A 26,822-nucleotide genomic window follows, 5' to 3' on the forward strand; every position below is an offset into this window, starting at 1 on the left:
CATGGCAAATTCAAGGCATACCCGCATGCCGATACCTGCAGCGGGACATCACGTTCCCAGATTGTCGAGGAAATCCTTCACCTTGGCGAAGAAGCCATGCGATTCCGGATGGGTTTCGCCGGAGGATTCCTCCTCGAATTCGGCAAGCAGCTCGCGCTGGCGCTTGGTCAGATTGGTCGGCGTCTCGACCGTCACCTGAATGTAGGTGTCGCCGAAACTCTGCGAGCGCATCACCGGCATGCCCTTGCCGCGCAGGCGGAACTGCTTTCCGGCCTGGGTGCCTTCGGGCACCTTAACGCGGGTCATGTCGCCGGCAAGCGTCGGCACCTCGAACTGGCCGCCGAGCGCCGCCGTGGTCATGGAGATCGGCACCCGGCAATAAAGATCCGCGCCGTCGCGCTGGAAGAAGGCATGCGGGCGGATCGACAGGAAGATGTAGAGATCGCCCGACGGGCCGCCGCGCAGGCCGGCCTCGCCCTCGCCGCCAAGGCGGATGCGGGTGCCATCCTCGATGCCGGCGGGGATGCTGACGGAGAGATTGCGGTTGACGGTCTTGCGGCCGGCGCCGCCGCAGTCGCCGCAAGGGTCGGAGATCACCTGGCCGCGCCCCTGGCAGGCGGCGCAGGCGCGCTCCAGCGTGAAGAACCCTTGCGAGGCGCGCACCCGGCCCGCACCATTGCAGGTGCGGCAGGTGGTGGGCGCGCTGCCGGGCTTGGCACCCGAGCCGGAACAGGCCTCGCAGGAGACCGACGTCGGCACCTCGATCTCCACCGACTTGCCGGTGTAGGCGTCTTCGAGCGAGATCTCGAGATTGTAGCGCAGGTCCGCGCCCCGGTCGCGGCCGCCGGAGCGGCGCCCGCCGCCCATGCCGAAGAACTCGTCGAAGATGTCCGACATGGCGGAGGCGAAATCGCCGGGATGGCCGCCGCCCTGCGCGCCGAAGCCGCCGTTTTCGAAGGCGGCATGGCCGAAGCGGTCGTAGGCCGCCCGCTTCTGGCTGTCCTTCAGCGTGTCATAGGCCTCGCTCACTTCCTTGAAGCGGCCCTCGGCCTCCGCGTCGCCTGGATTGCGGTCGGGGTGATATTTCATCGCAAGCTTGCGGTAGGCGCTCTTCAGCACCGTGCCGTCGGCATCGCGGGAGACCCCCAGGACCTCGTAGTAATCACGCTTTTCCATTCGGTCGTTCCATCAGCTTGGGCGGGAGGCGCGCGTCAGCAGCGCATTCAACCGCGTGCGGCGATCGAGCCGGTATCCGTTGTCGAGGCAAAGGCGCACCACCGGTGGCAGGTCGGCCCCCTTGCCGGCTTCCACGACGATGAGCTGCGGCCAGAGCGTGTCCGGCGCACCGGAAAACAGTCCGCGCAACGCGCCCTCGTCGTGGCCTTCAAGATCGATTTTCATCGCGTCGATCCGGGAGACCCCGTGACGCGCACAGATCTCCTGCACGGTCAGGATCTCCACGGTGTCGGCGTCGGAGGCCTCCGCGGCGCGAACCATATGCTCGCCCCGGTTCTGGCCGTGCGTCACGATCGCGCCCCGACCGGCGGTCTCGCCGACCGCAACGGGAGCAACCGCAACGATGTCCGACGCGCCGGAGGCGGCGAGATTGTCTTCCAGCCGCGCCCGGGTTTCCGGGTCGGGCTCGACCGCAAGCCCCTGGAACGGACGGTTCGCCTCGCGGGCGACCGACACCATCCACAGGCTGTAGAGACCGACGTTGGCGCCGAGATCGACAAAGACGAAGGGCGCGGACGACGAGGAGAGACACGCCTCGCGCAAGGCCATGCGCTCGCCGAAGTCGAAGAGCTGGACGCCGGCGACCGCGCGCTTCTCGCAGCGGTTGGACGCCGGATAGAGCCGCGCACGAACGCTCGGGAACACCTCGACGTCGAAGGGGCCGGGACGGCCGCGCACCACCAGGCGGCGGATCGCGGACACGCAGATCCGGCCGAGGCGGTTCTTCGGCATCAGCGCCGCCATCCGGCGCAAGGACTCCAGCGGCCCCGAAAAGGCATGGGCGCCGAATGGAGGATCAAGCGAACGCGGCGTCATGCCCCCGGTCCCAGTTCCGTCTGAAATGTCGCGAAATGCGGGCGGCCCGCAAACGAAGACGGCGCAGCCCCCGTGGGGACTGCGCCGGTTCGATTGCCGGGTCAGGCCGACTTCTTGTCGTTCTTGTCGTCGTCGTCGCTGACTTCCTCGAAGTCGGCATCGACGACGTCGTCATCGGCCTTGGGCGCGTCTTCCGCACCCTCCGCCGAAGCGCCGGCCTCTTCTTCCGCCTGGGCCGCCTTGTACATGGCCTCGCCCAGCTTCATGGAGACTTCCGACAGCGCCTGGGTCTTGGCCTGGATCGCCTCCAGGTCCTCGCCCTCCAGCGCGGTCTTCAGCTCGGCGATGGCGGTCTCGATGGCGCCCTTGTCCTCGGCCGAAACCTTGTCGCCGTAGTCCTTCAGCGACTTTTCGGTCGAATGCGCCAGCGCCTCGCCCTGGTTGCGGGCCTCGACGAGCTCCTTGCGCTTCTTGTCCTCGTCGGCGTGGGCCTCGGCGTCCTTGACCATCTTCTCGATGTCGGCATCGGAGAGACCGCCGGATGCCTGGATCCGGATCTGCTGCTCCTTGCCGGTGCCCTTGTCCTTGGCCGACACGTTGACGATGCCGTTGGCGTCGATGTCGAAGGTCACCTCGACCTGCGGCACGCCGCGCGGCGCCGGCGGGATGCCGACGAGATCGAACTGGCCGAGCATCTTGTTGTCAGCCGCCATCTCGCGCTCGCCCTGGAACACGCGGATCGTCACCGCGGTCTGGTTGTCCTCGGCGGTCGAGAAGGTCTGGCTCTTCTTCGTCGGGATCGTCGTGTTGCGGTCGATCAGACGGGTGAAGACACCGCCCAGCGTCTCGATGCCGAGCGACAGCGGCGTGACGTCGAGAAGCAGCACGTCCTTGACGTCGCCCTGCAGCACGCCGGCCTGAATGGCCGCACCCATGGCGACGACCTCATCCGGATTCACGCCCTTGTGCGGCTCCTTGCCGAAGAAGGTCGAGACCACTTCCTGGATCTTGGGCATGCGCGTCATGCCGCCGACGAGAACGACCTCGTCGATCTGGCCCGCCGCGATGCCGGCATCCTTGAGGGCCGCCTTGCACGGCTCGATCGTGCGCTGGACCAGATCGTCCACCAGCGATTCGAACTTGGCGCGCGTCAGCTTCATCGTCAGGTGCTTGGGACCGGAGGCATCCGCCGTGATGAACGGCAGGTTGATCTCGGTCTGCGACGAGGAGGACAGCTCGATCTTCGCCTTCTCGGCCGCTTCCTTCAGGCGCTGCAGCGCGAGCTTGTCGCCCTTCAGGTCGATGCCCTGGTCCTTCTTGAACTCCGACGCGAAGTAGTCGACGAGGCGCATGTCGAAGTCCTCGCCGCCGAGGAACGTGTCGCCGTTGGTCGACTTGACCTCGAAGACGCCGTCGCCGATCTCGAGGATCGACACGTCGAAGGTGCCGCCGCCGAGGTCATAGACCGCGATGGTCTTGCCGTCGTTCTTGTCGAGACCATAGGCGAGCGCGGCCGCCGTCGGCTCGTTGATGATGCGAAGCACCTCGAGGCCGGCGATCTTGCCGGCGTCCTTGGTCGCCTGGCGCTGCGCGTCGTTGAAATAGGCCGGAACCGTGATCACGGCCTGGCTGACGGTCTCGCCGAGATAGCTCTCGGCGGTTTCCTTCATCTTCTGCAGGATGAAGGCGGAGGCCTGCGAGGGCGAATATTTCTCGCCGTCGATCTCGACCCATGCGTCGCCATTGTCGGCCTTGACGATGTTGTAGGGGACAAGCTCCTTGTCCTTGGCGACCGTCGGGTCGTCATAGCGACGGCCGATCAGGCGCTTCACGGCGAACAGAGTGCCGGTCGGATTGGTGACTGCCTGGCGCTTGGCCGGCTGGCCGACGAGGCGCTCGCCATCGTCGGAAAATGCCACCATCGACGGCGTCGTGCGCGCGCCTTCGGAATTCTCGATAACCTTGGGGGTCTTGCCGTCCATGACGGCGATGCACGAGTTGGTCGTGCCGAGGTCGATACCAATGACCTTTGCCATTTTCACTTCTCCTTTTCAGCAGACCGGTCGGACCCATTGCGGCATCGGGCCGGTCCCTATGTCAGTGCGTCCCGCTTATCAGTACGGATTTCAGGTCAGCTTGTTGGTGCAATCTGATTTGCCCCCGCGAAAAGCCGCTGCATCGCGACCCTGCCCCGGTGACAAGACGTGCCCGCTATATAAGTGGCTGCTTCGCGCACCGCAAGGCACAGGCGCGGACCGACTGCAAACGCGCAGGCGCCGCGCGCCGTCCACCGCAGACGGAAACCCCGCAAGGCGCGCATGACGCGGCGGCCGGCCGTGTTGCAATGCAAAAGGCTTCGCCCTAAAACGCAGGCAACCGCAGGACCCGACGGTCCGGGACGGCCCGCAGCGGCCATCGACCCATGGCGGCGCGGACGCGCCCACGGAACTGCAGCGAGACGCGCCGGCGGCCGACTTCGCGCGACAGAATTGGATATTTCATGTTCTCACTCCTCGCCTACCGCGACCAGTGGACCGGCAACGTGCGCCGCGATCTGCTCTCCGGCCTCGTGGTCGCGCTGGCCCTGATCCCCGAGGCAATCGCCTTTTCCATCATCGCCGGGGTCGATCCCAAGGTCGGCCTCTACGCGTCCTTTTCCATCGCGGTGATCACCGCGATCGTCGGCGGACGGCCGGGGATGATTTCCGCCGCCACCGCCGCGACCGCCGTGCTCATGGTCACGCTGGTCAAGGAACACGGGCTGCAGTATCTGCTCGCCGCCACCGTGCTCGCCGGATTGCTGCAGATCGTCGCCGGCCTGCTCAGGCTCGGCGACGTGATGCGCTTCGTGTCGCGCTCGGTGATGACCGGCTTCGTCAACGCGCTCGCCATCCTGATCTTCATGGCGCAGCTGCCGGAGCTGATCGGCGTGACCTGGCTGACCTATGCGATGGTCGCCGCCGGCCTTGCGATCATCTACCTGTTTCCGCGCCTGACGACGGCGGTGCCCTCGCCGCTGGTGTGCATCCTGGTGCTGACGGCGGCAGCGATTTTCTTCGGCTTCGACGTGCGCACCGTCGGCGACATGGGCGAGCTGCCGGACACGCTGCCGGTGTTCCTCATCCCCGACATTCCGCTGACGCTCGAAACGCTGATGATCATCCTGCCCTATTCGGCGGGTGTCGCGGCGGTCGGCCTGCTGGAAAGCCTGATGACGGCCTCCATCGTCGACGACCTCACCGATACGGAGAGCGACAAGAACCAGGAGTGCATCGGCCAGGGCGTCGCCAACACCGCCACGGGCTTCATCGGCGGCATGGCCGGCTGCGCGATGATCGGCCAGTCGATGATCAACGTGAAGTCGGGCGGTCGCGGCCGGCTGTCGACCTTCGCCGCCGGGGTGATCCTCCTGTTCCTGATCGTCGCGCTCGGCGACTGGGTGAAGCAGATCCCCATGCCCGCGCTGGTCGCGATCATGATCATGGTGTCGATCGGCACATTTAGCTGGTCGTCGATCAAGAACCTGCGCGATCATCCGCGCTCGTCCTCGATCGTCATGGTGGCGACCGTCGCCGGTGTCGTGGTGACCCACAATCTGGCCATCGGCGTGGTGATCGGCGTGCTCCTGTCGGGCATCTTCTTCGCCTGGAAGATCGCGCAGATCTTCCGCGTCACCTCGACGCTCTCCGACGACGGGCGCGCCCGCACCTACGTCGTGGAAGGCCAGGTGTTCTTCGCCTCGGCGGATGCCTTCACCGCCGCCTTCGACTTCAAGGAGGTGCTCGAGCGGGTGACCATCGACGTCAGCCGCGCGCATATCTGGGACATCTCGGCGGTTGCCGCGCTCGACATGGTGGTGTTGAAGTTCCGCCGCGAGGGCGCCGACGTCGAGATCATCGGCATCAACGAAGCGAGCGAGACCATCGTCGACAAGCTCGCCCTGCACGACAAGCCGGGCGCGCTGGAACGGCTGATGGGCCACTGAGGCCGGAAATGACACCGGAAAGGACTGAAACATGTCGAAGCTGATCGCCCTGGTGGACGGCTCGCTCTATTCGCACAGCGTGTGCGACCACGCCGCCTGGATCGCCAAGCGCAACGGCGCCGCCGTCGAGGTGCTGCATGTGCTCGGACGCCGGCAGGCGGAGGGCGGGGCCACCAATCTCTCCGGCAACATTGCGCTCGGTGCCCGCACGACGCTGCTCAACGAACTCTCCGATCTCGACGCGCAGATGGCCAAGCTCTCGCAAAAACGCGGACGCGCCATCCTCGACGACGCAAAGCGCGTGCTGGAGGAAGACGGCGTGAGCGCGGTCACCACGAGGCTGCGCACCGGCGACATCGTCGAGACCCTGGCAGATGTGGAAGCCGACGCCGATCTCGTCGTCATCGGCAAGCGCGGCGAGGCAGCGGATTTCGCCAAGCTGCACCTTGGCTCGAACCTGGAGCGCATCGTGCGCTCCTCGAAAAAGCCGGTTCTCGTCGCCGCCCGCGCCTTCAAGCCGATCAAGCGCTTTCTCGTCGCCTATGACGGCGGCACCAGCAGCATGAAGGCCATCGACCATATCGCCCGCTCGAAGGTCTTCGCCGGACTGGAATGCCGGTTGCTCACCGTGGGGGCCGACAACGCGGAAACCCGGCGCAAGCTCGACAATGCCACCGCGACGCTGGAAGCCGGCGGCTACGAGGTGCGCGCCGGCATCGTCCAAGGCCAGGCGGATGCGGCCATCGCAGCGACCGTGGACTCGGAAGGGATCGACCTCCTGGTGATGGGCGCCTACGGCCATTCGCGCATCCGCTCGCTGATCATCGGCTCGACCACGACGGAAATGATCCGCTCCTGCAAGGTGCCGGTGCTGCTGTTCCGCTGAGCGGGCCCGGGCCTTCCTGCCGCGGAAGGTCCGGTTTCAGGTCTTCTCTGCGGAAGGCCCGGTTCCGCATTCCATTTTCCGGAAGGCCCGGTTCCGGTCTGGCCGTTCCCGGCACACGCGCTATACATAGGCAACGAGCGGTCGCGACGTGGCGCGGCCGCTTCCCGCCAGACAGATCCGCCCGCTTCAGAAGAGAAGGTCAGGACCCGCCATGACGCGCGACGCCGACACCGCCGAACGAGACGCCAAGGACCTTGAAAAACGCGTTGCCGAGGGCGACCCGTTCACGCTGTTCGGCGAATGGCTGGCTCTGGCGGAACAGAAAGAGCCGAACGACCCGAACGCCATGGCGATCGCCACCGCAGGGTCGGACGGCCTGCCCGACGTGCGCATGGTGCTGTTGAAGGGCTTCGATACCGCCGGCTTCGTGTTCTACACCAACACGGAATCGCAAAAGGGCGTGGAGCTGTCCCAGAACATGCAGGCCGCCGGCGTGCTGCACTGGAAGTCGCTGCGCCGGCAGGTGCGCTTCCGCGGTCCCGTCGAGCAGGTCTCCGACGGCGAGGCCGACGCCTATTTCGCCTCGCGCCCGCGCGACAGCCGGATCGGCGCCTGGGCGAGCCAGCAGTCGCGGCCGCTGGAAAGCCGTTTCGCGCTGGAAAAGGCCGTGGCTCGGCAGGCCGCGCGCTTCGGTCTTGGCGAGGTGCCCCGTCCGCCGCACTGGACCGGCTACCGGATCAAGCCCGTCTATATCGAGTTCTGGATGGACAAGCCCTTCCGCCTGCACGACCGGCACATCTTCCGCCGCGACACGCCGGACGGCACCTGGACGACCGAACGCCTTTATCCCTGAGCGCTCTCCCGGCAACGCGGCTCGCCTCGCCGGGCCGCCACCTTCCAAGCCTTCCGTAACGGAAAGAAATCCGGCATTCGCGTCCTGCGGAGTGGACGCGAGCCGTACGGCCGTGCTCTACTTTCGCGATCAAATCCGCGAACGGGAGGAGCGGACGGTCGATCATGGGACAGAGATCCTCGTCGCCCCAGGTGGCGCATATCACCGAAATCGAGCGCGTCCTGAACGGGCAGATGTCGACCCGCGACGACGTGGTGGTGGAATCCTGGAAACGCTGCGTGCGCGAGCACGGGCTGGATCCGGCGCGCTCGCAACCGGCCTATATCGTTCCCGACAGCCAGTTGCGCGCCCATCGCGAACAGTCCGAACGACTGATCTCCATTGCCCGCAGCGGCATCGAGAACCTGTTTCGCCAGGTTGCGGGCCAGAATTACGTGCTGCTTCTGGCCGACCGCGCCGGGATCACTGTCGACTTTTTCGGCGATCCCGCCTTTGAGGACGACTTGCGCCGGGCGGGGCTTTACCTGGGCGCCGACTGGTCGGAGGATCTCGTCGGCACCTGCGGCGTCGGTGCCTGTATCGCCACCGGCCAGCCGATGACGATCCACCAGAGCGACCATTTCGACGTCGCCCATACGCCGCTGAGTTGCACCGCCGCGCCGATCTTCGACACAGGCGGGAATCTCTCCGCCGTGCTCGACATCTCGCTGCTGCGCTCGCCGCAACCCAAGGCGAGCCAGCATCTGGCGCTGCATCTGGTCACGGCCTCCGTGCGCCGCATCGAACTGGCCAACCTGATGGCGACCATGCGCCGCGACTGGGTGCTGCGGCTGGCCCATTCGCCGGAATTCCTCGACGTCGACCCGGAAGCGGCCATCGCGCTCGACGCCTCCGGGCGCATCATCGGCCTGACCCACGACGCGGCCTCGATCCTGGGACGGGCCGACGGCAAGGGGTTGCGCGCGCCGTCCGCCTATATCGGCGCGCCCTTGTCCGGTTTCTTCGACATCGGCATCGACGACCTGCCCGCCCTCACCCGCGGCCGCGCGGCGGAAGACCGGGTGGCACGACTGAGGGACGGCTCGGCCATCTTCTGCCATGCGATCGCACCGACCACCCATCGCCAGTCGATCAGGGCGCCCGCGCGGGCGATCCCGGCGCCGCTGAAGGCGCTCGGCGGCGACGACGCCGACATGAAATCCCTGCAACTCAAGGCGGCCCGGCTCGCCGACGAACCGCTGCCGATCCTGATCACCGGCGAGACCGGCAGCGGCAAGGAACGCCTCGCCCGCGCCCTGCACCAGAGCCGAGGCAAGCCCGGCCCTTTCGTCGCGGTCAATTGCGCGGCGATCCCCGAAGCGCTGATCGAGGGTGAATTGTTCGGCCATGCGCCGGGCGCCTTTTCCGGCGCGCTGTCGAAAGGCCGCCCCGGCCTGATCGAGGAAGCCGACGGCGGCGTGCTGTTTCTCGACGAGATCGGCGACATGCCGCTTGCGCTTCAGGGCCGGCTGTTGCGCGTGCTCTCGGAAGGGGAAGTGACCCGGCTCGGCGAGGCCCGGGCGCGGCCGGTGCGGGTGAAGACCGTCTCCGCGACCAATCGGGACCTCGGCGCGCTACTGGAAAGCGGCCGGTTCCGCCACGACCTCTATTACCGCATCGCCGCCGCGACGCTGGCGCTGCCGCCGTTGCGCGCGCGCACCGACTTCGAATGGCTGCTCGACCGGCTGCTGGGCGCGATCGGCAACGAGCGTGGCCAGCGCCTGCGCCTCGACCCTGCCGCCCGCCTCGCCCTGATCCGGCGCGACTGGCCCGGCAACATCCGCGAGTTGCTCAACGTTCTCAACGTGGCGGCGGCAATGTGCGAGGACGCCACGATCACGCCCGAGGACCTGCCGCACGACGCGACGGCCAACTCCGCGCCCCTGCCGGAGGCCGGTCAAACCGCCGGCCTCGCCCAGCGTGCGCGAAGGCAAGCACCACTGCCGGGATCGCCCGCAGGTCCCGTCGCGGAGACGGCGACCAACGTCGCGGAGCTCGCCAGGGTTCTGGAGGCCTGCAACGGCAACATCAGCGCCGTCGCCCGCCGGCTCGGCATCGACCGCACCACGGTCTACCGCCGCATGAAGAGGCTGGGCCTGATGCACTGACGCGGCCGCACTCCGGCCCAGTCGGAGTGTTGCACCGCGCCTGTTGCGTGCCTGTTGCGCGCCACGGTGCAACAGTGTTGCACGCAACAGCCCGGCCGGCGGCATCGCCACAGGTTCCGACCCGGCGCTTCGCGTTTTCTCCCGATGTTTCAATCCCCTCGCCGGGGATGCGACCGGTCCCGGCGCGACTGGCACGCGCCTTGCGATCCCGCGAACGACGGATGCGGGCCGGAGGAGGCCACGCCATCCGCGCATCATGTGAAAAATCCCATGGGAGGGAACCGAATGCTCGATACATCGCCGAACGCCAAGGCCCAGGGCGCGCTGTCTTCGCTGGACGAGGCGCTGGCTGCCCACGACATCGAACGGGCCGTGGCGCTGTTTCAGGACGATTGCTACTGGCGCGATCTCGTCACCTTCACCTGGAACATCAAGACGATGGAAGGAAAGGACGAGATCCGGGAGATGCTGTCGTCGCAGCTCGCGACGACGAAACCCTCGTCCTGGCAGCTTGCCGACGGAGAGGACGCCAGCGAGGATGACGGCGTGGTCACCGCCTGGATCACCTTCGAGACGGATGTCGCGCGCGGCTTCGGCCTGATGCGGCTGAAGAACGGGCTGATCTGGACGCTTTTGACCGCGATGACCGAACTGAAGGGCCATGAGGAGCCGCTCGGCTTCGAACGTCCGCTCGGCGCCCGCCACGGCGCGGCGAAGAACACCAAGACCTGGGCGGAGGCGCGCGAGGAGGAGTTGCGCACGCTCGGCTTCGAGAAGCAGCCGCATACGGTGATTATCGGCGGCGGACAGGGCGGCATCGCGCTCGGCGCGCGGCTGCGCCAGCTCGGCGTGCCGACCATCATCATCGAAAAGAATCCGCGCGCCGGCGACAGCTGGCGCAACCGCTACAAGTCGCTCTGCCTGCACGATCCGGTCTGGTACGACCACCTGCCCTATCTGCCGTTCCCGCCGAACTGGCCGGTGTTCGCGCCCAAGGACAAGATCGGCGACTGGCTGGAGATGTACACCCGCATCATGGAGCTGAACTACTGGTCCTCCACCACGGCCAAATCCGCCCGCTACGACGAGAAGGCGGGCGAATGGATCGTGACGGTGGAGCGCGACGGCAAGGAGATCGTGCTGCGGCCGAAGGAACTGGTGCTGGCGACCGGCATGTCCGGCAAGGCCAATGTGCCCAATTTCCCCGGCATGGACCGTTTCAAGGGCGACCAGCATCATTCCTCCAAGCACCCCGGTCCGGATGCCTACAAGGGCAAGAAGGCGGTGGTGATCGGCTCCAACAACTCCGCCCACGACATTTGCGCCGCCCTTTGGGAGCACGACTGCGACGTCACCATGGTGCAGCGAACGTCCACCCATATCGTGAAGTCGGACACGCTGATGGATATCGGCCTCGGCGGGCTCTACTCCGAACAGGCGGTGGCCAATGGCGTGACCACGCAGAAGGCGGACATGATCTTCGCCTCGCTGCCCTACCGGATCATGCATGAGTTCCAGATCCCGCTCTACGAGCAGATGAAGGAACGCGACGCCGACTTCTACGCCGGACTGGAGAAGGCCGGGTTCCAGCTCGACTGGGGCGCGGACGGCTCGGGCCTCTTCATGAAGTACCTCAGGCGCGGCTCCGGCTATTATATCGACGTCGGCGCGAGCCAGCTCATCATCGACGGCGAGATCAAGCTCGCGCACGGCCAGGTGAGCGAAATCACCGAAACCGGCGTGAAGCTCGACGACGGAACGGAGCTTCCGGCCGATCTCATCGTCTATGCCACCGGCTATGGCTCGATGAACGGCTGGGCCGCCGATCTCATCAGCCAGGAGGTCGCGGACAAGGTCGGCAAGTGCTGGGGGCTCGGCTCCGACACGCCGAAAGACCCCGGACCCTGGGAGGGCGAGCAGCGCAACATGTGGAAGCCGACACAGGTTCAATCGCTGTGGTTCCACGGCGGCAACCTGCACCAGTCGCGGCACTATTCGCTCTATCTGGCGCTGCAGCTCAAGGCGCGTATGGAAGGGATCGATACGCCCGTCTACGGGCTGCAGGAGGTGCATCACACCGGTTGATTCACTTACCCTGCCGGACATGACGACGGGCGCGGGGGGATCTCCCCGCGCCCGTTTTCGTATCCGGAGGCGTGAGGGCTACGCCGCCTCGTCCGTGCGGAGTACCGGAGCCGGGGCGGTGACATCCGCCCAGTCCTCGAAGGCGAGATCGCCGGCGTAACGCGCCGAGATCCGACCCGCGTCGTCCATCGCGAAGAGCGAGATCCAGCCGCTGTCGAGCAGCTGCCGGACGCCCTCCTGGCGCGCGATCACATCGCGGATCGCTTCCTGCGGCGCCTCGATCACCACCGACAGCCGCCGCGGGGCATGGGCTTCCCGCTCGCCGTCGTGCAGGGACTGGAAGGGCAGGCCGACCCTGAGATCGCCGCCGCCGCCTTCCAGCACGCCGATGCCGCCGACGACATTGTGCAGCACCTTGTTGCCCGAGCCGAAGACCCGCTGGTCGACGCTGGAGCCGTAATACTGGAGGTTGATCCAGCTCGCGACCACCATCGGCGCGGTCATCACCACCTCGAGCACGCCGAAACCCTCGTCGGCTCTCCAGTCGTATGTGTGCAGGAAGGCCCGCCCGCCAAGGTCGACCTTCGCCGTGCGCGCGCGCGGCGCGGCGATGAAGGCGGAACAGCCGGCAAGGCCCCACTCGGGCCGCACCTGCGCCCAGTCCGCCGCCCGCGCCGCGATGTCCTGCTCGCTGGCGCCGGCGATCCGGAGCACCCGCTCCGCCCGCGTCAGCCGGCCCGCGACCTGCAGGGCACCAGAGAGCTTCGCGAGATCCTCCGCGTGAGAGGCCGGCAAGGTCGCGGCATCGAGGATCGCGACCTCGTCGGTGGTCGTGTCGTGCAGGCCGGCGACGAAGAGCGTGTCCTCGGGGATCGCGATGCCGCGCCCGGCGAGCGCTGCACGCACCTCAGGGTCGTTGAGGACGGCGGCGGCGACCCGCGCGTTGGCCTCGCCCGACTGGCCGCCGCAGGCACCGCAGTCGAGCCCGTGGGCATGCGGATTGTTGCGGCTGGTCGCGCCATGGCCGACGAGGAAGACGATCCGCGCGAAGTCTTGCGTCAGCGACATGCCCCGCAGCGCGCCTTCGGCGGCCGCAATGCGCTGCTCCAGCGGCAGGCCGGTCGCCTCTCCCGCTGCGGTCGACGGCGCCAGCGCCGGCGGCGCGGCGGCGAGCCTTGCGTCCGCCCGCTTGCCAAGCGCAAAGCCATCGGCCGCGAGCTTGCCGAGATAGCCGAGCCCCGCCGTCTCGACGAAGGCGAAGGAGGACACGGCCGCAAGCTTGAACGCCGCCCAGGCGGAGGCCATCCGCTTCGACAGGTCCGCTCTTTCGGCGACGTCCTTTGCGGGAACCGCCTCGCAGACGAAAGCCTGCGGCGCCAGAAGCACCGGGCAGCGCGCGCTGCGCGCCTCCTCGCCCGCCCCCTTGTAGGCGATGGCAAAGCCGAAGAAACCGGCAAAGCCCAGCGTTTCGACCTGCGGCGCAACGCTTTCCAGCGACCGCCGGTAGACCTCGGAGCGCACGTCGATGCAAAAGACGGCCTGAACACCCGGGCCTGGAGTAGCAATGTCCGTTGCATCGGCACTCGCCGCCGACCCGGCCTCCAGATCCCGCGCCAGCCGACGCGCGTCGCCCCGCTCCAGCGCCGTCTGCAACAGGCAATCGAGCTGCAGCGCGCGCGCCGGCTGGTCGCTTTGCGCATAGGCGGCGGCCGCCGTCTGCCATGCCTCAAGCAGGGCGGAATTCTCCGCATTCGCCCGCAGCACCGCGAGGTCATACGCAAGCCGGATGGCAAGAAGCTGCAAGGGGGTATCGTCGCTCCTGCCCTCAAGCCCCGCCTGCCAGGCGGCATGCCGGGCATAGGCCGCCCAGCCGCCGACGCTCATCATGAGCCGGTGGAAATAGAGCTCCAGCGCATCGCCCTGAAGGCCAAGCTCGGCGGCGGCTTCCTCGACAAGCGCCGCCGCCGTCTCCGGCAGGGCGGCGAACTGCGCCCGCAGGCCGGTGAGGCCAGCAGCATCCGGCGTCCGGTCGATCCGCGCATCCATCAACCAGCCGGCGTAAAGACCGTCGACGGGCCGCGCCCAGGCCGCCTGTCCGGAATCGAAGACGTTGGCCGCATGCGCGGAGATCCGATCGACGACAAGGTCGCTCCAGGCGCGCCCGTCGGCGTCGCCGGCAAGATCGACCAGCGTCGGCAGCGGCTGGACGTCGGTCTCGGGCAGGTCGCGTGCCAACCCGATCAGCGCCGCCGCGTCCTTGGGCAGATCCCCGCCCGGCATCGCGGCACGGGCGGCGAGAACATCCTCCGGCGCGATCTCGCCCGCCTCGAGCGCGGCGAGATAGACGCTGCGCGGCTGCAGGGTCCGGGCGCCGGCAACCCGGGCCAGCCGCTGTGCCGCCTGCGGCAGGGAGAGGTCGGCCATCCCGAGATAGGGATTGACGGCGACAAAGGCTTGCAGCGGCCACACGGGCGCGACACGGGCGCAAGCGGCGTCAGCAGCAACAAGGGCTTTGGTCTGAGCGGTCATTGTTCGATCCTCATGCTTTGCTGTGGCCGGGGGCGGTGTAGGCGCCGGCGAGACGGTTGAAGAGCGTGTTGACGTAAAGGCCGTTTGCAAGATGAACGCGCGCGGCGCGCCAGGCGGGCGAGGCAGCGCGCGCCGGCTCGACCATCTGAAACACCGTCACGACACCGAAGGAGACGACCGCCAGCAGCATGACGGCGATCCCGGCCGCATCCGCAGCCGGCGGCGGCGGCAGCACTCCGGCATAGAGCGTCTGCGCCAGGGCATGCAGCGCGAGATAGGCGAGCGTGACGGCGGCGGAGACCGCAAGCAGCCGGCCGAGCGGCAGCGACGGTGCGGTGGCCGTGTCGCCGACCGCGACTTCGGCGTCCTGCGGGCCGGCGTGCACCAGCATCAGGGCCAGGCCGAAGACCAGGATCGCGCCCAGCGCAATCGCCTGGGGCGAGGCGGCAGCAGTGCCGGCGGCCGTGTCGGCGAAAATCGCCCCCAAGAGCGCCGAGAAGCCGAACGAGAGCGCCACGGTGACGGCGAGCGCAAGCCCGCCGGCAAGGGCGATCCGGCCCGGCGCAGGCGAGAGCCTGGCGAGCGCCCGGGTCTCGCCGACCGTCTCGGCGGCGCTGCCGGCGGAAAGGAAGGCATGCGCCTTGTAGAGCGAATGGGCGACCAGATGCAGGGTGGCAAGCGCGAAGAGGCCGAGGCCGCATTGCAGCAGCATGAAGCCCATCTGCGCCACCGTCGACCAGGCGAGCGACACCTTCACGCTCGTCTGGGTCAGCATCACCACGGCGCCGAAGAGCGCGGTGAAGCCGCCGACGATCGCAAGCAGGTGCAGCGACGGCGTAAACAGCATCAGCACATCGGCGAAGCGGATCGCGAGGAACCCGCCGGCGTTGATGATGCCGGCATGCAGCAGCGCGGAAACCGGCGTCGGCGTGTCCATCACCTCCGGCAGCCAGCCGTGGGTCGGGAAGGCCGCCGACTTGACCAGCGCGGCAAGCGCGATCAGCACCGCTGCGAAGCCGACACCGGCGGGCGCGGCCTCCATCCGTGCGGCCTCCCCCAGGATTGTGGCGATGTCGGTCGTGCCGAAAGCGAGCGTCAGCGGCACCAGCGCGCCGATCAGCAGCATGTCACCGAGCCGGGCGGCGATGAATTTCTTGCGCGCCGCGATCACCGCCCGCCGCCTGTCCGCGTAGAAGACGAGAAGACCATGCAGCGCGAGGCTGGTCGCGATCCAGGCCATGGCGAGCTGGACAGTGTTTCCGCTGGTCACCAGCAGCATCACGGCGGCGAGCGTCAGGCAGAGCCGGCCCATGAAGAGGCCCTGCCGGGCATCGCCATCGAGATAAGTCGCGCTGAAGCGGACCACCACCACACCGACCGTTGCAACAAGCGCCAGCATGGTGACGCTGAGAGCGTCGAGCCGCAGCGAGAGGCCGATGCCGCCCGCACCGATCAGCGGCGAGGTAAGCGGACCGGAGATGGCAAGCACAACCGCACAGGCAAGAGCCGCGGCAAGCGCGACAAGGGATGCAAGGCCTGCGGCCGCAATCGCATGGCGCGGGCGCATGCCCGGTTCGGTACGCGCGACGAAGGCGGCAACCAGCAGGGCGGCAGGCGCGACAAAGAGCAGAAAAGCAACCATCGGGGTCATGTGAGCCTCCAGAACGATCCGTTTGCGAGGGGATAGCAGAGGCAAAACGATCTATTAAATTCATTGTCTGGATGTTATCGTTCTATAAAAAGGAACGAACGAATGGCGACGCTGAACTACAACCACCTGCGCTACTTCTGGGCGGTGGCGCATGAGGGCAATCTCACCCGCACCGCCGAGCGGCTGAACGTCTCGCAATCGGCGCTGTCGACACAGATCCAGAAGCTGGAGGCACAGGTCGGCCACGCGCTGTTCGCCCGCCGCGGCAAACAATTGCATCTGACGGAAGCCGGACGGATCGCGCTCGACCATGCGGATGCGATCTTCGCCACCGGCTCGGAGCTGATGGCGACGCTGACTGGAAGCAGCGCACCGGCGCGTCAGGTCATTCGCGTCGGGGCGCTGTCGACGCTCTCGCGCAACTTTCAGGTCGCCTTCCTGAAGCCGCTGTTGTCGCGCCAGGACGTGGAGGTGGTGCTGCGCTCGGCGGGCCTTGGCGAATTGATCGCGGCTCTCGAAGCCCTGCGGCTCGACGTGATCCTGATCAACCAGCCGCCGGCGCGCGACGCGGCGACCCCCTGGATCACGCATCGTCTGGCCGAACAGCCCGTCAGCCTCGTCGGCACGCCGCATCGAACCGAACCGCACGGCGGCGATCTTGCCCGGCTGATCGACGCCAACCCGCTGATCCTGCCGCCGCTGGAGAGCAGCGTGCGCACCGGGTTCGACGCGCTTGTCGACCGGCTGGGTCTGCGTCCGAAAATCGCCGCGGAAGTCGACGACATGGCGATGATGCGCCTGCTGGCGCGCGAGGACATGGGCCTTGCCGTGGTGCCGCCCATCGTCGTGGAGGGTGAACTGGCCAGCGGCCGGCTGATCGAGGCGACCCGTCTTCCCGCGCTCGGCGAAACCTTCTATGCGGTGACGCAGGCCCGCCGTTTTCCCAATCCCCTTGTCGCGGAGCTGCTGAGGGCGGTAGGAGACGATCCGGTCCTGCCCGCCGCGCAGGCGGGGGCCGATGGCGATGGTGCCGCGACCGGGTCCGGATGAGGGGCGCGCGTCCCCGTTTCCGCTTTGTCCGACCCTGCAGTAGGCTTGCCGCATGACCCAGGATCCCTCCCCCGCCCGCGTGCGGTTGCGTCTCGTCTTCAGCCCAGATTTCGCGCTGGGGCCGGGCAAGGCCGACCTGCTGGAAGGCATTGCCGAGACCGGCTCGATCGCGGCGGCCGGCCGCCGCATGGGCATGAGCTACAAGCGGGCCTGGTCGCTGGTGGAAAGCCTCAACGCCGCTTTCGCCGCACCGCTGGTGGCGCGCAGCCGGGGCGGCGCGCGCGGCGGTGGAGCCGCGCTCACGGAGATGGGCGAGCGGGTGCTCGCCCATTATCGCTCCGCCCAGCTAAAGGCCGCCACCGCCGCGAAAGAGGACGTCGAGAGCCTGAGCCGGCTGGTCCGGATTGCCCCGCAAGACGATCAGGCGGATTGACAGGGACCGTCGCAAGAGGCGATATGTTCCGTCAGACATATCGACTTGCCGCCCGTCCGGAGTCTCTTTCCCATGCCCACGCCCTTGCGTCCTGCGCTCACGTGCCTGTGGCTTGCGCTTGCGGTGACGCTCCTGCCGGCAGGTGCCGCCCGCGCGGAAAAGGCCGAGGCCGTCACCGTGTTTGCCGCCGCCAGCCTGAAGACGGCGCTGGATGAGGTCGCCGCGCTCTGGCGGAACGAAACGGGCGTGGAGGTCGTCGTCTCCTATGCCGGGAGTTCCGCGCTCGCCCGCCAGGTCGAGGCCGGGGCGCCGGCCGATCTCTTCATCTCCGCCAATCCGGGCTGGATGGACCGGCTGGAGGCGGCCGGACTGCTGCGCGCGGAAAGCCGGCGCGACCTTCTCACCAACGCCATCGTCCTGATCGGCCACGGCCGCGATGTCGCGCCGGTGACGCTGTCGCCGGATCTCGACCTTGCCGGCCTCATCGGCGACGGACGGCTCGCCATGGCGCTGGTCGACGCGGTGCCGGCCGGGATCTACGGCAAGGCCGCGCTGGAAACGCTGGGGCTGTGGGATAAGGTCGCCGCCAAAGTGGCGCAGGCCGACAATGTCCGCGCTGCCCTTGCCCTTGTCGCCATCGGCGAGGCGCCCTTCGGCATCGTCTATGCGACCGACGCGCTGGCGGAGGACCGGGTGAGCGTTGCCGCGCGCTTTCCAGCCGACACGCATCCGCCGATCCTTTATCCTGCGGCCCGAACCGCCGAGAGCGCCCATCCGCAGGCCGATGCCTTGCTGGCATTCTTGCGCGGACCGGCCGCAATGGCGGTGTTCCAACGGCACGGATTTTCGCCCGCGTCCTGATATTGAGGCGCGCGCCCTGAGGAGACGACGCACGCATGCCGTTCCTGTCCGCAGACGAATGGACTGCCGTTGCGCTGTCGCTCCAGGTCTCGCTGTGGGCGACGGCCGCGAGCCTGCCGTTCGGCATCCTCGTCGCGCTGGTGCTGGCGCGTGGCGACTTCCCGGGAAAGCAGATCCTCAACGGGCTGGTGCATCTGCCGCTGATCCTGCCGCCGGTGGTGACCGGCTACATCCTGCTCGTCACCTTCGGCCGGCGCGGCCCGGTCGGCGCTTTTCTTGAGGAACAGCTCGGCATCGTGCTCGCCTTCCGCTGGACGGGCGCCGCCCTTGCCGCTGCGATCATGGCGTTTCCGCTGATGGTGAGGGCGATCCGGCTGGCGATCGAGGCGGTCGACCCGAAGCTTGAACAGGCCGCCGGCACATTGGGCGCGTCGCGCGTGCTGGTCTTTGCCACGGTCACCCTGCCGCTGATCCTGCCCGGGATCATTGCCGGCGCCGTCCTCGCCTTCGCCAAGGCGATGGGCGAATTCGGCGCGACGATCACCTTCGTCTCCAACATTCCCGGCCAGACACAGACCCTGCCGACGGCGATCTACGCCTTCCTGCAGGTGCCGGGCGGCGAGGCCTCCGCGCTGCGGCTGGTGATTATTTCCGTCGCCGTCGCCATGACCGCGCTGATCGTCTCGGAGGGCGTGGCGCGCCTCGTTGCCAGACGGATCCGCGGCACATGAGCCTCTCCGTCGCCGTCACCCATCGCTTTCCCGGCTTTTCGCTCGATGTCGCCTTCGAGGCACCGCCCGGCGTCACGGCGCTGTTCGGCCGCTCGGGTTCGGGCAAGACCACGCTGGTCAACGCCGTCGCCGGCCTGATCCGGCCCGACACGGCGCGCATCGCGGTCAATGACACCGTCCTCCACGACAGCGCCGCCGGCGTGTGGCTCGCGCCGCACAAACGTCGCATCGGCTATGTCTTCCAGGAAGGCCGGCTGTTTCCCCATCTCAGCGTGTCGGCGAACCTCGCCTATGGCGGCTGGTTCGCCCCGCGCGGCGCGGTGGAGCCCGGCGAGCGGGAGCGCGTCGTCGCCATGCTCGGGCTCGGCGCCTTGCTGGACCGCCGCCCGGCGACGCTGTCGGGTGGCGAGAAGCAGCGCGTCGCCATCGGCCGGGCGCTCTTGAGCGCGCCGCGCCTGCTCCTTATGGACGAGCCGCTTGCCGCCCTCGACGACGCCCGCAAGGCCGAGATCCTGCCCTATCTGGAACGGCTGCGCGACGAGACCGACATTCCGGTCCTTTATGTCAGCCACTCGGTCACCGAGGTGGCGCGGCTTGCGACCACGGTCGTCTCGCTCAGCGACGGGCGCACCACCCGCGTCGGCAGCCCGGCGGAAGTTCTGGCCGATCCGCGCGCGGTGCCGACGCTCGGCATCCGCGATGCCGGTGCCATGGTCTCCGCCGTGATCCGCCGTCATGCTGACGACGGGTTGAGCGAGCTGGACGGTCCCGGCGGCCCGCTGCTGTTGCCGCGCATTGCCGCTCCAGAAGGCACCCGGGTGCGCGTGCGCATTCACGCCCATGACGTGATCCTGGCGCGCGAGGCGCCGGCGGGCATCTCCGCCTTGAACGTGCTCAAGGTGACGGTCGCGGCGGTGCGCGCCGGCGAGGGACCAGGCATGGTGGTACAGCTCGACGCGGGCGGGGAACGGCTGCTGGCGCGCATCACCCGGCGCTCGGCCCGCGCGCTGGAGATCGCGCCGGGCCTTGCCTGCTACGCCATTCTGAAATCGGTCGCCATCGCTCCGGAGGATATCTGGATCGCCAGCGGCGAGGAGACGGGCGCTTCCTAGCGCGACGCGTCGGCATCTTCCTGCGGCGGCGCCGCACCGGCCTCGCCGAGGCGGGCAAGGACAAAGGCCGTGACCAGCGGGCCGAAGAGCTCGAAGACCACCGTCGTCGCCACCGTCACGGTGATGATCGCATCGGCATGTTCGGGAAGGGCGCTGGCGCCGACGAGCGCCATGCCGAGCGCGACGCCGGCCTGCGGCAGCAGCGTCAGCCCGAAGAGCCGCGCCTGCGCCGGCGTCAATCCTCCAAGCCGCCCGCCGAGCCACCCGCCGGCGACGCGCCCGGCGACCCTGAGCAGGATGAAGGCGATCCCCAGCGGACCGGCGACGATGACGGCTGCAAGATCCACCGACGCGCCCGCCAGCACGAAGAACAGGATCAGGAACGGCCAGCTGACATATTCGATCTCGTGGAACGGCCGCTCGTGATGCCTGGCGAGATTGACGATGACGACGCCGGCGGTCATGCCCGCCAGCAGGGCGGAGACATCGAGCCACATCGACACGCCGGCGCAGACCAGGACCAGGCCGAGCGCTTCCGCCAACGTCGGTTCGCCCGGCTGGATGCGGCCGGTGAGGACCGACGCCGGCAGGCCGATTGCAAGGCCGACGGCGATCGCCCCGCCGACATCCGCGACCCCTTCGCCCAGCGCGACCAGCACACCCTGCGACCCGATGCCGACAAGCCCGAGCACGATGGAAAAGGCGATCACGCCCCAGGCGTCGTCGATGGCGACCACGCCGTGCAGCACCCGCGTCACCGGTCCGTCGGCATGGACGGAGCGCACCACGTCACGGGTCGCGGCCGGGTCGGTGGCAAGTGCTATGCCGCCGAGAAGCATGGCCATGGCAACGGGAACGCCGATGGCCGTCAGACCCAGCGTCATCACCGCGAAGGAGGCGGCCGTGACCGCGAGCGACACCGACAGGATCGCCCGGCCATGCGCCTTCAGCCGCGGCCGCGACAGCTCGCCGCCGAGCAGGAAGGCGATCATCGTCAGGGTCAGCGTGGCGGTGGCGTCCCGCCAGCCGTCGGTGGCGCCGGGGAGCATGTCGAGCCCCGACGGGCCGACCAGAATGCCGAAGAGGACCAGCAGCGTGATGCGCGGCAGCCGGGTCATCCGGCCAAGGGCATCAAGCCCGATGCCGGCGAGCACCAGTAGCCCGAAGGTCAGGAAGACAAGACTGATATCCATGACGCGCGGCCGCTCCCAGAAAGATGGCCGCATCCTATCTGCGCGAGCCGCGCGATCAAGCGGCTGCGGCGATATGCAAGGCGGCTGCACGCGGTTTCTTGAAACCCGCGGCGCGACCCGCCATATATAGGCATGACAGGGGCATGACGCCCCGGCCGGATGCCACTCTCGGGTCCGGTTTGCATAAACGTCCCGACGCGTCATCACCGTGGCGTGCGGGTCGGCTCCAGACAGGCCGCTTTGAAAAAGGGCTTATGAACATGACGCGCATGTCTGCGTTTTCCAGTCCGCTGCTGCTCGGCTTCGAGGACATCGAACGGGTTCTCGACAGGGTCAGCAAGGGTGCGAACGACGGCTATCCGCCGTATAACATCGAGCGCCTGCCGAAGAGCGGACAACACGGCGAAATCATCCGTATCACGCTTGCGGTCGCCGGCTTCACCCGCGACCAGCTCGACGTCAGCGTCGAGGAAAGCCAGCTCGTGATCCGGGGACGCCAGGAAGACGACAAGACCCGCCAGTTCCTCCACCGGGGAATTGCGGCGCGGCAGTTCCAGCGCGCCTTCGTGCTGGCCGAGGGAATAGAAATCCTCGGCGCGGACCTCAAGGATGGCCTGCTCTCGATCGACCTCGCCCGCCCGGAACCCGAACGTATCGTGCGCCGCATCGAAATCGACGCCCGAGACTGACGACGACGCATCCGCGCCCGGACGCAGGACGCACCGCGACACGGTGCCGACAGCGCCCCCGCGGCCAGGGACCGGCGGCCCGACCGGCCGGCCACTTTGGTGAAGGAGGATCGCGATGAGCGACCATACCGAACACATGCAGCCTGGAGAGTTCAAGGCACTTGGCGCCGGCCAGATCGCCTACGTCAAGGCCATGACCTCCGACGATCTCACGACCCTGTTTCCGGATGCCCCGGACATGGAACCGGGACTGAAACTCTGGGTTCTTCTCAACGCCGACGGAACGCCCATCATGCTGAGCGACAGCAAGGAAGTGGCGCTGGCCAATGCGGCCGAGCACGAGCTTTATACGGTCGCGCTTCACTGAAGCCGCGGAGTGTCTGTTCCGAACCCCGCAACTGAAAAAGCGCCTGCCGGCAACGGCGGGCGCTTTTTTTTGAGGTGGGTCGGTGGCGCGCGGCCATCAGGCCGCGTTGGAGGCCATTTGCTGCGTCAGGAGCGTGTAGAGCGCAGAGGCGTCGTCGCTTGCCCTGAGCTTGGCCACGGTGCCGGGATCGCGCATCCGCCGCGCGATGCGCGCCAGCGCCTTGAGATGATCGGCGCCCGCGCCTTCCGGGGCGAGCAGCACGAAGACGAGATCGACCGGCTGGTCGTCGAGGGCGTCGAAATCGATCGGCCGGTCGAGACGCGCGAACAGGCCGACGAGACGGTCGAGCGCAACCAGCTTGCCGTGCGGAATGGCAATGCCGTTGCCGACGCCGGTGGAGCCGAGGCGCTCACGCTGCAACAGCGTATCGAAGATGTCGCGTTCGGGCAGCCCGGTAACGGCCGCAGCCTTGGCCGCAAGCTCCTGCAGAGCCTGCTTCTTACTGTTGGCCTTGAGACTGGGAACAACCGCTTGCGGCGAAATGAGATCGCTAAGATCCATGATTCGACCCGTGGGTTTGAGCAGAGGGACGTGGCACGGGGTTTCGCGCGCGAACGCGCGCGAAACCGCCTGACGCCAGCTATTTCGGGGCGTTTTCCGGGTCAACCCACCCGTAGTTTCCATCCGTCCGGCGATAGACAACATTCACCGTACCGTTGCCAGCATTGCGGAACACCACCACAGGTGCCTCCGACAGGTCAAGCTGCATGACGGCCATTCCGACCGTCATTGTCTTCACCCTGGCCGAGGTTTCGGCCACCACCAGCGGCGAGAAATCGGCCGGAACCTCTTCTTCTTCCTCGTAGGAGGCAAGCACGTAAGAGGTTGCCTCGAGGCTTTCGCGGCCATTGGCCGCGTGGGCATGATGGTCCTTCAATTTGCGCTTGTAGCGGCGCAGGCGCTTTTCGATGCGCTCGGCGGCGGCATCGAAGCTCTGACGCGGGTCCTGGCTGTCGGCGGAGACCTGAAGGTCGATGCCGGTGTCGAGATGCAGCAAACACTCCGAGCGGAAGCCGGAGCCTTCGCGACCGACGGTCACGTGCCCGGTGTAGCCGCCATCGAAATACTTCGACACGGCCTCATCGACACGGTCCTCGATATGCGTCCTGAGCGCATCGCCGACGTCGACATTCTTGCCGGATACCCGCAGTGTCATGGGAACCTCTTCTTGTTCTGGACAGTTCTGAACTGATGCCGGTGTTTCCGGCATCGCGCATCCGGGAACCCTGTGTCCCGGCATGGGCCCGTCTTCGCATGCGCCGGACGCGCAGCGGCCAGTCTTGCACCGGCCGCACGTCCTGAGGGCGGCTCTATAAGCGCCCGGCATGGCGAAGTCAAATGACGTCGGGACCGGCGCAGTGCCCGGCGGGAGTCGACACGTGGAAGCGCCTGATTGCGCAGCACCTTCATGATCGCCCACCTGAGTGCGACACATGTCGCGACTTTGTCCTGATCCTCGTTGCCGGTCAGTCTAGCGGGTTCGCAAGGGTCACGCCATCGCGCAAAAACCCGAAGGCCAAACGCCCGAGGACACCCCTGTACGCCGCGCCGCGCTAGGCCGGTCTGGCCCGTTTTTCGCGACGCCGTTGTACGGAAGAGGGAATACGCAGGGATTCCCGGTACTTTGCAACTGTCCGCCGCGCGATATCGATGCCGTCGTCCTGCAGCACCTTCACGATGGTGTCGTCGGAGAGGACCGCATCGGGGCTTTCCGCGTCGATCAGCGCCTTGATCCGGTGACGCACGGCCTCCGCGGAATGGGCATCGCCGCCGCCGCTGGCGGGAATGGATGCGGAGAAGAAGTACTTCAGTTCGAAGATGCCGCGCGGGGTCGCCATATATTTGTTGGAGGTCACCCGGCTCACGGTCGATTCATGCATGGAGATCGCATCGGCGATGGTGCGCAGGTTCAAGGGCCGCAAGTGCTCCACCCCCTTGGCCAGGAACGCATCCTGCTGCCGCACGATCTCGCTGGAGACCTTGAGGATGGTGCGCGCGCGCTGGTCGAGGCTCTTGGCCAGCCAGTTGGCGGTCTGGAGGCAGTCGCTGAGGAAGCTCTTCTCGCCCTCGCCGCGCGCCTGCCGGCTGACGGTGGCATAATAGGTCTGGTTCACCAGCACCCGGGGCAACGTGTCGCTGTTGAGCTCCACCGACCAGCCCCCATCGCGGGCCGGGCGCACCAGCACGTCCGGCACCACCGGCTGGATCAGCGTCGCGCCGAAGGCGCTGCCGGGCTTGGGATCGAGCGCCCGCAGTTCGGCGATCATCTCCGCGAGATCCTCGTCGTCCACGCCGCACAGGCTGCGCAGGCCGGCATAGTCGTGCCGCGCCAGGAGGTCGATGTTCTCGATCAGGCGGGCCATCGCCGGATCGTAGCGGTTCCTGTCGATCAGCTGGAGCTTGAGACATTCGGCGAGCGAGGTGGCGAACACCCCGGTCGGCTCCAGCTTCTGAAGGGCATGCAACACCCTGTCCAGACGGGCCCGGTCGAGGCCCATGCGCTCCGCCGTCTCGTCCAGATCGAGGCGCAGGTAGCCGGCCTCGTCCAGATTGTCGATCAGCGTGCGGGCGACCAGCCGGTCGACCTCGTCGGACAGAACAAGCACCATCTGGTCCGCCAGATGCTGCTGAAGCGTCATGTCGGAGGCGACAAAGGCCTCCAGATTGTAGTCCTCGCCGCCACCGCCGGACCCGCGCGAGGCGCCGAGACCGCTTTGGAAGGGGTCGCGCTGCAGTCCCTCGCCGGCGCTAGCGCCAGCTTCGGGACCGGTCCGCGTTCCGGGATCGTCGGGATAGACATTGCCGAGATCGGTATCGAGACGCCCGGCGATCTCCTGCGCGCTGTCGGACAGCTCGGAGCGGATCCACTCGCCGTCGTCGCCGCCAGACTCGCCACGGTCGCCTCCGGCCTCTCCGGCCTCCGGCGCGTCGCCGCCGGGACTGTCGGACGCAGGCCCGTCGCCCTCGACGCGCTCCAGCAGGGGATTGCGTTCCATTTCCGCCTCGACGTAGCTCGTCAGGTCGAGGCTCGACATCTGCAGAAGCTTGATCGCCTGCATCAGTTGCGGCGTCATGATCAGGGACTGGCCCTGACGGATCTCTAGCTTCGGCGACAGGGCCATTCAGATCCCCGGTATCCGTTACAGGAACAAAACCCTCGCACAGGGGCGAGGCCGGCACCGGGACGGGCTGCGTCCCGGTTGGTCCGCTTCTTGCTTTGTAACTTATCGAGGGAGTCGCATCAAAGCGTAAACTGCTCACCGAGATAGAGACGGCGCACATCCGGGTTGGCGACGATCTCGTAGGGCGAGCCTTCGGTGAGCACTTCGCCGGCGGCGATGATATAGGCGCGGTCGATCAGACCCAGCGTTTCGCGCACGTTGTGGTCGGTGATCAGCACGCCGATGCCGCGCTGGGTCAGGTGCCGGACCAACTGCTGGATGTCTCCGACGGCAATCGGATCGATGCCGGCAAAGGGTTCGTCGAGCAGCATGAAGGTGGGCCGGCTGGCCAGTGCCCGGGCGATTTCCACACGCCGCCGCTCGCCGCCCGAAAGCGCGATCGCCGGAGACTTGCGCAAATGGGTCACGCCGAACTCGTCGAGAAGCGATTCCAGATCCTCCGCCCGCTGCCGGCGGTCGGGCTCGACCACCTCCAGCACGGCGCGGATGTTGTCCTCCACCGACAGGCCGCGGAAGATCGAGGCTTCCTGCGGCAGATAGCCGATGCCGAGCCGTGCGCGGCGATACATCGGCAAGCGGGTGATGTCGAAGCCGTCGAGCCGGATCGTGCCGTGGTCGGGCTGGATCAGTCCGGTGATCATGTAGAAGCAGGTCGTCTTGCCCGCGCCATTGGGGCCGAGCAGGCCGACGGCCTCGCCGCGCTGCACCGTGAGGCCGACGTGGCGCACCACCTGGCGGCGCTTGTAGCTCTTGCCGATGCCATCGACGACGAGCAGGCCGTCCTCGGCTCCGGGCGCATGCCCGCTTGCAGCGGACGTCGCGGCGGAAGGCGAATTGAACAAGGAAAAGAGCTTCACGACATACCCATTGCGCGCAGATGAAAGGCGACACGGACCGACATGCGCCACCGGGTCCCGCAACCGCTGCGCCCGCAGGCGCGATTGCGCGGCCGACAG

General features: G+C 67.6%; 22 protein-coding genes. 12 read left to right on the top strand and 10 right to left on the bottom strand.

What is annotated here, in order from left to right:
• Positions 1 to 48: 48 nt before the first annotated feature.
• The 3 genes from dnaJ to dnaK form a co-directional block, all read right to left on the bottom strand.
• The gene (gene dnaJ / locus LC092_RS12455) at positions 49 to 1,176 is read right to left on the bottom strand and encodes a molecular chaperone DnaJ (protein WP_224806859.1); all 1,128 of its coding nucleotides are present in this window, start codon (positions 1,174 to 1,176) and stop codon (positions 49 to 51) included.
• A 12-nt stretch (positions 1,177 to 1,188) separates the two neighbouring features.
• Positions 1,189 to 2,052 carry an FkbM family methyltransferase gene (locus LC092_RS12460; RefSeq protein WP_224806860.1) on the bottom strand — a complete coding sequence of 288 codons (864 nt, stop codon included), beginning with the start codon at positions 2,050 to 2,052 and terminating at the stop codon, positions 1,189 to 1,191.
• Positions 2,053 to 2,153: 101 nt separating this feature from the next.
• Complete coding sequence (dnaK, locus tag LC092_RS12465; protein WP_224806861.1) at positions 2,154 to 4,088, bottom strand: molecular chaperone DnaK; 1,935 nt, start codon at positions 4,086 to 4,088, stop codon at positions 2,154 to 2,156.
• Between the two features lie 464 nt (positions 4,089 to 4,552).
• Here dnaK and LC092_RS12470 point away from each other — a divergent pair, with 464 nt between their 5' ends.
• The 5 genes from LC092_RS12470 to LC092_RS12490 all read left to right on the top strand — a co-directional run bounded on the left by LC092_RS12470 (position 4,553) and on the right by LC092_RS12490 (position 12,008).
• Positions 4,553 to 6,037 (top strand): SulP family inorganic anion transporter, encoded by a 1,485-nt coding sequence (locus LC092_RS12470; RefSeq protein WP_224806862.1) that lies wholly within the window; start codon positions 4,553 to 4,555, stop codon positions 6,035 to 6,037.
• 31 nt (positions 6,038 to 6,068) lie between these two features.
• On the top strand, positions 6,069 to 6,923 hold the full coding sequence (locus LC092_RS12475; protein ID WP_224806863.1) for a universal stress protein: 855 nt from the start codon (positions 6,069 to 6,071) through the stop codon (positions 6,921 to 6,923).
• Positions 6,924 to 7,134: 211 nt separating this feature from the next.
• On the top strand, positions 7,135 to 7,776 hold the full coding sequence (gene pdxH, locus LC092_RS12480) for a pyridoxamine 5'-phosphate oxidase (protein ID WP_224806864.1): 642 nt from the start codon (positions 7,135 to 7,137) through the stop codon (positions 7,774 to 7,776).
• Positions 7,777 to 7,940: 164 nt separating this feature from the next.
• Entirely contained in the window at positions 7,941 to 9,923 is a 1,983-nt protein-coding gene (locus tag LC092_RS12485; RefSeq protein WP_224806865.1) for a sigma-54-dependent Fis family transcriptional regulator, read from the top strand.
• A gap of 285 nt (positions 9,924 to 10,208) precedes the next feature.
• Entirely contained in the window at positions 10,209 to 12,008 is a 1,800-nt protein-coding gene (locus LC092_RS12490) for an NAD(P)/FAD-dependent oxidoreductase (protein ID WP_224806866.1), read from the top strand.
• 78 nt (positions 12,009 to 12,086) lie between these two features.
• Here LC092_RS12490 and LC092_RS12495 read toward each other — a convergent pair whose 3' ends face one another.
• The gene (locus LC092_RS12495; RefSeq protein WP_224806867.1) at positions 12,087 to 14,537 is read right to left on the bottom strand and encodes a YbcC family protein; all 2,451 of its coding nucleotides are present in this window, start codon (positions 14,535 to 14,537) and stop codon (positions 12,087 to 12,089) included.
• Between the two features lie 10 nt (positions 14,538 to 14,547).
• Positions 14,548 to 16,188, bottom strand: a complete 1,641-nt coding sequence (locus LC092_RS12500; RefSeq protein WP_224806868.1) for a proton-conducting transporter membrane subunit — start codon at positions 16,186 to 16,188, stop codon at positions 14,548 to 14,550.
• Between the two features lie 102 nt (positions 16,189 to 16,290).
• On the opposite strand from LC092_RS12500, the gene LC092_RS12505 reads away from it, so the two are divergent.
• The 5 genes from LC092_RS12505 (at position 16,291) to modC (ending at position 20,375) form a co-directional block, all read left to right on the top strand.
• Positions 16,291 to 17,238, top strand: coding sequence for a LysR family transcriptional regulator (locus tag LC092_RS12505; protein WP_224806869.1), 948 nt, complete (start codon positions 16,291 to 16,293; stop codon positions 17,236 to 17,238).
• A gap of 52 nt (positions 17,239 to 17,290) precedes the next feature.
• Positions 17,291 to 17,671, top strand: a complete 381-nt coding sequence (locus LC092_RS12510; protein WP_224806870.1) for a winged helix-turn-helix domain-containing protein — start codon at positions 17,291 to 17,293, stop codon at positions 17,669 to 17,671.
• Positions 17,672 to 17,743: 72 nt separating this feature from the next.
• Positions 17,744 to 18,532, top strand: a complete 789-nt coding sequence (gene modA, locus LC092_RS12515) for a molybdate ABC transporter substrate-binding protein (protein WP_224806871.1) — start codon at positions 17,744 to 17,746, stop codon at positions 18,530 to 18,532.
• Between the two features lie 35 nt (positions 18,533 to 18,567).
• Positions 18,568 to 19,263: a molybdate ABC transporter permease subunit gene (gene modB / locus LC092_RS12520; protein ID WP_224806872.1), complete on the top strand. Its 696-nt coding sequence runs from the start codon at positions 18,568 to 18,570 to the stop codon at positions 19,261 to 19,263.
• Positions 19,260 to 20,375 (top strand): molybdenum ABC transporter ATP-binding protein, encoded by a 1,116-nt coding sequence (gene modC / locus LC092_RS12525; RefSeq protein WP_224806873.1) that lies wholly within the window; start codon positions 19,260 to 19,262, stop codon positions 20,373 to 20,375. The genes modB and modC overlap by 4 nt, the downstream gene beginning before the upstream one ends.
• On the opposite strand, the gene LC092_RS12530 is transcribed toward modC, so the two are convergent.
• On the bottom strand, positions 20,372 to 21,568 hold the full coding sequence (locus LC092_RS12530; protein WP_224806874.1) for a cation:proton antiporter: 1,197 nt from the start codon (positions 21,566 to 21,568) through the stop codon (positions 20,372 to 20,374). The genes modC and LC092_RS12530 overlap by 4 nt on opposite strands.
• A gap of 260 nt (positions 21,569 to 21,828) precedes the next feature.
• On the opposite strand from LC092_RS12530, the gene LC092_RS12535 reads away from it, so the two are divergent.
• Both LC092_RS12535 and LC092_RS12540 read left to right on the top strand, forming a co-directional pair.
• Entirely contained in the window at positions 21,829 to 22,257 is a 429-nt protein-coding gene (locus LC092_RS12535) for an Hsp20 family protein (RefSeq protein ID WP_224806875.1), read from the top strand.
• A 115-nt stretch (positions 22,258 to 22,372) separates the two neighbouring features.
• Positions 22,373 to 22,624, top strand: a complete 252-nt coding sequence (locus LC092_RS12540) for a DUF1150 family protein (RefSeq protein ID WP_224806876.1) — start codon at positions 22,373 to 22,375, stop codon at positions 22,622 to 22,624.
• 96 nt (positions 22,625 to 22,720) lie between these two features.
• On the opposite strand, the gene ptsN is transcribed toward LC092_RS12540, so the two are convergent.
• From ptsN to lptB, 4 genes are all read right to left on the bottom strand, one after another.
• On the bottom strand, positions 22,721 to 23,185 hold the full coding sequence (gene ptsN, locus LC092_RS12545; protein ID WP_224806877.1) for a PTS IIA-like nitrogen regulatory protein PtsN: 465 nt from the start codon (positions 23,183 to 23,185) through the stop codon (positions 22,721 to 22,723).
• Between the two features lie 79 nt (positions 23,186 to 23,264).
• A complete protein-coding gene (hpf, locus tag LC092_RS12550; protein WP_224806878.1) occupies positions 23,265 to 23,840 on the bottom strand; it encodes a ribosome hibernation-promoting factor, HPF/YfiA family in 576 nt (191 codons plus the stop codon).
• Between the two features lie 397 nt (positions 23,841 to 24,237).
• Complete coding sequence (gene rpoN, locus LC092_RS12555) at positions 24,238 to 25,806, bottom strand: RNA polymerase factor sigma-54 (RefSeq protein ID WP_224806879.1); 1,569 nt, start codon at positions 25,804 to 25,806, stop codon at positions 24,238 to 24,240.
• Positions 25,807 to 25,925: 119 nt separating this feature from the next.
• Positions 25,926 to 26,708, bottom strand: coding sequence for an LPS export ABC transporter ATP-binding protein (lptB, locus tag LC092_RS12560; RefSeq protein WP_224806880.1), 783 nt, complete (start codon positions 26,706 to 26,708; stop codon positions 25,926 to 25,928).
• Between the last annotated feature and the right edge of the window lie 114 nt (positions 26,709 to 26,822).

Origin of the sequence: Stappia stellulata (assembly GCF_020176715.1) — a bacterium.
Lineage (GTDB): Bacteria > Pseudomonadota > Alphaproteobacteria > Rhizobiales > Stappiaceae > Stappia.